This is a genomic window from Bradyrhizobium sp. (genome assembly GCF_016462955.1).
GTDB lineage: Bacteria > Pseudomonadota > Alphaproteobacteria > Rhizobiales > Xanthobacteraceae > Bradyrhizobium.
The window spans coordinates 781-6,932 of the sequence record NZ_JAEMSD010000159.1 but is presented as its reverse complement, the minus strand read 5'-3'; the positions used below and the strand labels follow the sequence as shown (position 1 = coordinate 6,932).

Below are 6,152 nucleotides of genomic sequence, written 5' to 3'. Positions count from 1 at the left end.
TTCAACACCGCCCAGTGCGAGCGCCTCCCGGAGGAGTTCGCCGTTCAGGTTCCGCTGCCGGCGCCGGACCTCATCGAGCCGCGCGTAGAAGCGCTCATCAAGGCGACCGGCATCGATTTTCGCATTGGCGGCAATCGCGCCTTCTATGCACCGGAGCCTGATTTCGTGCAGGTCCCGCCGCCGCAAGCATATTTCGAGCCGATCAACTGGCACCGCACGGCGCTGCACGAACTCGGCCACGCCACTGGCTATCCCTCGCGTGTCGGCCGCGATCTCTCAGGGTCCTTTGGCACCAAGAAATACGCCTTTGAAGAGTTGGTCGCCTTATCCTGACTCTGTGATCCTGTCTCAGAATCATGCATTGGAGGCGCCTCACCACGGCTCCGGTGAAGCTCTTCAGACGTCCGGGTCAAGCGTTCCCGCAGCGTAGCGAGGACAACGCTTGACGCGGCGGCGGCACGACAAGCTGTTCATGGGGTGCAGGCTAAGTCCTGCACCCCTGCCACGCGGCGAGCGGGAGAGCGCGAGGGGAACCCCTCGCATTCTAAACAATGAAGTTGCGCCGAAGGCGCTCCGCTTGGTTTTCGGGCGTGCATTTGTTTTTTACCGATCTTGACACTATTTCGCGTCCGCTTTTCCTTGATGACCTTGCAGTGAGCCTCGCGCCCGGTGCGCTCGACGCGGTCGAGCGCACCGGGCTGATTCACGGCATGCCGTTCATCCTGATGGATGACGGCAGCTACGATCTCGCTCTCAACCGGTTCTTTCGTGCCTGTCCTGCTATGGGAGCGCGATCGCCGAACACGTGGCGCTCCTACGCCCGCGACATTCTCGTCTGGGCGCGCTTTCTTGTCGAACGGCGCGGCGGCAAGACGGTCTGGCAGGCCGGCCGCGACGATGTCCTGGCCTTTCACCGGGCGCGTCGGCTGTCGGCAGCTCCCTATCGCATCTCGGCTGCGAGCTGGAACCGGAGCGTTGCCGCGCTCGACAAGCTCTATCGCTGGGCTGTCGAGGAAGGAATCATTGCGATCTCGCCCTTCAGCTACGGCGCCACCCTTCGCAGGGCCGGCGGTAGCCGCGCAGTGCTCGCTGTGACGACGAACCGTGCCCGCGAGCGCGCCGCGCGGCGCCACGATACCCGTTACATCGATCTTGGCCGCTACCTGCTGTTCCGCGAGGTGGGATTGCGCGGCCGGCTTCCCGACGGCTCGGAGGACGCGACGTGGCGCGGCCGCAACGGCGAGCGCAATGCGTTGTTTGCCGAGCTTCTCGTCACGACCGGCCTGCGGCTGACAGAGGCCGGCAGTCTGCTGCTGAGTGAGCTGCCGCGCCTGACCGATCCCGAATCGCGCTCGGTGCCGTTCGATCTCCCCGGTCCGATCGCCAAGGGCGGACGACCACGGCGCATCCGCGTTCCCCGCCGGGTACTGAGATTGATCGGCGACTATGTCGATCTCGAGCGCACGGTCTCTGCCGCGCGCTCAGAGCCTTCGGTGTCCGATCCGCTCTGGCTGATGCTGGAGGACGGGAAGGCAACAGACGCGGCGGGCAAGCGTGTCCGGCTCGACCGTCTGACGCTGGGCGAACGCCGCCGCGTGCTGGTCGGCACGCCCGGCCAGGCGCAGCATGCCTTGCTCTGGCTGACTGAAGGCGGCAAGCCCGTGCCCTCGGCGACTTGGGAAGCTGCCTTTCGGCGGGCCTGCACCCGCTGCCGCCGTTTCGGCATCGAGGTCGAGGTGACGCCACACACGCTGCGGCACACCTTCGCCGTCAACATGCTCTCCATGCTGATCCGCGAGCAGATCGGATCCGTGTTCGATCCGCAGGACCAGCACGGCGCAGCCTATCGGCGGATTCTCGGCGATCCTCTGCAGAAGCTCCAGCACCTGCTGGGGCATGCGAGTATCACCAGCACCTACATCTATCTCGACAGCCTCGCCGAGGCGCAGGAGCTGGTCGAGGCCGCCGCGGATCGCTGGGCCGAAGACACGGCTGGCGGCGCGGCATGACCGCCGCGGCGGCTCCATCGGTGCGGCGGCCGGGTCGCCGCGCCCTCTTTCCCGAGGCGCTGCCCGATCCCGAGGGCGAGGCCGCCGCTGCGATCGCATCGCTGCGCTTTACCGTCACGCTGGCGGATCGCAGCAAGACGATCGACCTGACGATGCTCGCCGGCCGCAAGGCATTGGCGCGGACCTTTGCCGGCGCGCTCTGGCGCGCCTGCCAGGTCGGTGGTCCGGCCGGCTCGATCTCGACGGCCTACGCCTATGCCAATGCGCTCAAGACATTTTGGCGCTATCTCGATTCCGCCGGATCGCACGTCGCCCGTCTCTCCGACGTCAGTGCCGTCTGCATCGACGGCTTCGATTCCTGGATGGAGGGGAGCGGCCTGCATCCCAATCACCGCCTGCACCGCATGAGCAAGGTGCTCAACCTGCTGCGGCTTGCCGAGGCCGCGGAGCCCAGCCACCTGCCGCCCGATGCCTCACGCCGGCTGATGTACACGAGCGATCGGCCCGGCGTGCGCGCCAGGCCGCGCGATGCCTATGGCGATGATGTCGCCGCGGCATTGCGGAAGGCGGCGCGCACCGATCTCGCCGCCATCATCCGCCGCTTGGGCGAGGCCGATCGTATTCCGGCGGTCGAGGATTCCGATCGGAGCAAGGCGCTGGCAGCAACCCACAAACAGGTAATGGAAGTGATCGACGCGGAAGGCGTCATCGGGCACAGGCACCCTCTCTTCAAGCGACTCTACACGCTCCGCCGCGAGAGTGGCCTGCCGAACGATCGCCTGATCCACGATCTGCATGGCCGCCGGCATCTCATCGCCGCCGATCTCGTGCCGCTCATCGTGCTTATCTCGCTCGACACCGGCATGGAGATCGAAGCGATCAAGGGCTTGCGAGCGGACTGCCTGAAGAACCCGGCGGGCGGCTATGTCGAGATCGAGTATTGCAAGCGTCGGGCGCGCGGCGCCGAGTGGAAGCGGCTGCGTGTGCGCGACGGCGGTTCCTCGACGCCGGGCGGCTTGATCCGCAAGGCGCTGCAGTGGACCGGTCCGGCGAGAAGCCGGCTCGGCGCCGACACGCTCTGGGCGCACTGTGCCTGGGGCCGCCTGACCCCTCGGGTGCTCAGCATGAAGGAGCTCGCGGCTTCATGGACGCGCCGGCACGGCATCCTTGATGAGCGGGGCCAACGCCTTCGCCTCAATCTGACGCGCCTGCGCAAGGCGCATAAGGCGGCATGGTACCGGCGCACGGGCGGCCAGCTCGACCGCTTCGCCGTCGGCCACACTGTCGCGGTCGCGGCCGACCACTACGCCGACATTCCCGCGCTTCGTCATCTGCACGAGGCGACAATTGCCGACGCCATGACCGATGCGCTCGACGCCGCGTTCCCCCCCTGTGTCCTGTCGTCGGAGGAGGAAGCGGCCGTCCAGACCGATCCCGACAAGGCGACCGGCCTTCCCGTTGTCGGCGCCGCCGCGGTCAAGGCGCTGTTCGGCGGCGAGCAGGACGTCTGGCTCGCCAGTTGCGGCGGCTTCTACAACAGCCCGTTCGGCTCGGAGGGAGAGGCCTGTCCGTCCCCCTTCTGGGGGTGTCTCGAATGCAGCAATGCCGTGGTCACCGCCCGCAAGGTGCCCGCGCTCCTGGCCTTCCTCAACTTCATCCGGGCGCAGCGGCAGGTGCTGAGCGAAGCCGACTGGATCGCCAAGTTCGGCCGGGTTCACGGACGCATCGCCGAACAGATTCTGCCCCGGTTCGCCGACGCCGAGATCGAGGAAGCCCGTCGGATTGGGTCATCGGACCCCGCGCTCCTCTACCTGCCGCCCGAAGCGAGAGCGCCATGATGCCGGCACCGATCAAGCTGCCGCAGCACGCGTCGCTGCCTTCGGCCATTTATGGCAACGACGAGCCCGTGCTTGCCGGCGTGGCGGTCAGGGACGATGCCGACCGCACGCGACTTCCGCGCTTCGGTGACGATCTTTGGGACCTGGGCGCCGCCATTTTCCGGGTGAACGCCCGCTACAGCAATTACCGGCTGAACCTCGCCCGCATCGCCGATCCCGTCACGCGGCGGCTGGCGAAGGAGTACGTGATCGCCCGCCTGCGCATCCATGTGCCGGGATATCGGGCGCCCTGCGGCGCGACCTCGGCGATCCGCCTGCTGCGCTACATCCAGCATTTCGCCGCGTTCCTCCGCGCAAGGACTGGCGCCGTCGATCTCAGCCGGATCGATCAGGCGCTGCTCGACGCCTATCTGGCGTATGCCCGTGACGGCGGACGGCGAACGCCTCACGAGACGGTGAAGTATGTCGAGGTGCCGATCGACCTGCATCACCTGGCGCCATGGCTAACCGGCGGCGGCATCGGTTTCCTGCCGTGGCGTGGACGTGCGGCGCACCGCGTTGCCGGCCGGCCGCCAGCGCCCGCCGAGAACGCCACGCCGCGCATTCCCGAGCCGGTCATCGGCGCCATGCTGCGCTGGGCGCTCAAGTATGTCGAGGTCTATGCGCCCGATATCCTCGCGGCGCGGGCCGAGCTTGACGCTCTCGAAGCCCGCTGCGCCCGATTGATGGCGCGGGACGCGCGGGCCGGACGGGCCGTGGCCAAGAACTATCGCGCCCGCGTGGCCAAGTGGCTCGACGTGCGCCGGGCCATGGGCCGAGGCGTGCCGATCTGGGAGCACGCGCCCAATGTGGCCCGCCGCATCGACCCGCTCACCGGCGAAGAGACCCCGCCCTACAATCTCCATCTGATGCGCCTTCACGCCGGCGCTCCGCAGAGCGGCCGCATCAGCCAGTCCGAGCCGACTGCACGACTGATCGAGAAGGCAGCCGCCGAGCTCGGAACCGAGATCGGCGGGCTCGATACGCCGATCTCGATCGATCCGGACACCGGACTGCCATGGCGCGAGCGCTTCGACGGCCTCAGCCTCGCCCGCGAAGAACGGATGTTGCAGGGCGCCTGCTATCTCGTCTGCGCCTACCTCACCGGCATGCGCGACAGCGAGGTGCAGGCGATGCAGCCGGGTTGCGTGTCGCCGGTGCGCAGCGCCGACGGCCTGGTCGAGCGGTACCGGCTGCGCAGCACGGTGTACAAGCGCCATGGCGCGCGCGGCGTCACGGCCGACTGGATCACGATCGAGCCCGTCGCTCGCGCCGTCGCGGTGATGGAGGTTCTCTCGGCACGCAATCGCCGAGAGAAGGAACTGTCATCCTTGTGGGTGGCGCTGAAGGACTGGCCCTGGAGCAACGATCATCTCGGGATGGGTGCAACGCCGACACTCAACCTTTTCCGCGAGGGCCTCGACACGCGCTCGGAGGCCGCGCCGGCGATTCCGCGCATCGGCGACGAGCCTTGGAAGTTTACGACCCGGCAGCTCCGACGCACGATCGCCTGGTACATCGCCAACCGGCCGTTCGGCACGGTCGCCGGCAAGATCCAGTACAAGCACGCCTCGGTCGCCATGTTCGAAGGCTATGCCGGATCGGCGCAGGCCGACTTCCGCTTGGCGATCGAGCGCGAACGTGCACTCGGCCAGCTCGACGACATTGTCGCCCATTACGAGGCCTATCTTCGCCGTGAAGGCCCGGCGGGACCGGGTGCTGCGCGACTGCGACGCGAGTTCGGCCGCGTGCAGGAGGAACTTGGCGATCTTCCCGGCCGGATCTTGGACCGCAAGCGGCTGCGCACCATGGTTGCCCATCTCGGGCGGACCCTGCATGTCGGTTTCCTCAACGACTGCCTGTTCGATGCAGCGACCGCGCTCTGCCTCACCGGCGCGCCAGATGCCGAGCGGACGGCGCCGGCCCTATCGCGCTGCAGCCCCGACCGGTGCCCGAACGCCTGCCTGACCGCCCGGCACCGCGAACCGTGGCAGGCCTCGATCGTCGAGGGCGAAGCGCTTCTGGCCGACCGGCGTCTATCGCCGCTGCAGCGCACGGCGATCCTGCGGGACAACGAGCGCAAGTGCCGGCTGATCGCGCCTCTCATGGACGGTGACGCATGACCGCGCTCGGGCCGAAGAGCCAAGCGGCGCTAAGGGCTGCCATGAAGCGGTTGCTCGACGGCCGCCCTGAACGCACCGACGGGGCGCTGACCGTCGCCAACCTGGCGCGCGAGGCCGGCGTCAGCCGAGCGACGGCGAACCGG

Annotated in this window: 4 protein-coding genes; all 4 read left to right on the top strand. The window is 68.0% G+C overall.

Annotation, left to right across the window (positions count from 1 at the left end; all coding sequences use genetic code 11):
- On the top strand, window positions 1-333 hold a 333-nt coding region (locus JHD07_RS17685), incomplete at its 5' end, for a zincin-like metallopeptidase domain-containing protein (protein WP_291624444.1).
- 320 nt (window positions 334-653) lie between these two features.
- Window positions 654-2,009, top strand: a complete 1,356-nt coding sequence (locus tag JHD07_RS17680) for a tyrosine-type recombinase/integrase (protein WP_245283067.1) — start codon at window positions 654-656, stop codon at window positions 2,007-2,009.
- Window positions 2,006-3,847 carry a hypothetical protein gene (locus JHD07_RS17675; protein ID WP_291624443.1) on the top strand — a complete coding sequence of 614 codons (1,842 nt, stop codon included), beginning with the start codon at window positions 2,006-2,008 and terminating at the stop codon, window positions 3,845-3,847. The genes JHD07_RS17680 and JHD07_RS17675 overlap by 4 nt, the downstream gene beginning before the upstream one ends.
- Window positions 3,844-6,009, top strand: a complete 2,166-nt coding sequence (locus JHD07_RS17670; protein WP_012112821.1) for a hypothetical protein — start codon at window positions 3,844-3,846, stop codon at window positions 6,007-6,009. Before JHD07_RS17675 ends, JHD07_RS17670 begins: the two co-directional genes overlap by 4 nt.
- Window positions 6,010-6,152 lie beyond the last annotated feature (143 nt).

What these genes read in the sequence shown, in the direction of transcription:
- JHD07_RS17675 (WP_291624443.1), top strand. Translation starts at nt 2,006, where the DNA reads ATGACCGCCGCGGCGGCTCCATCGGTGCGGCGGCCGGGTCGCCGCGCC.
- JHD07_RS17670 (WP_012112821.1), top strand. Translation starts at nt 3,844, where the DNA reads ATGATGCCGGCACCGATCAAGCTGCCGCAGCACGCGTCGCTGCCTTCG.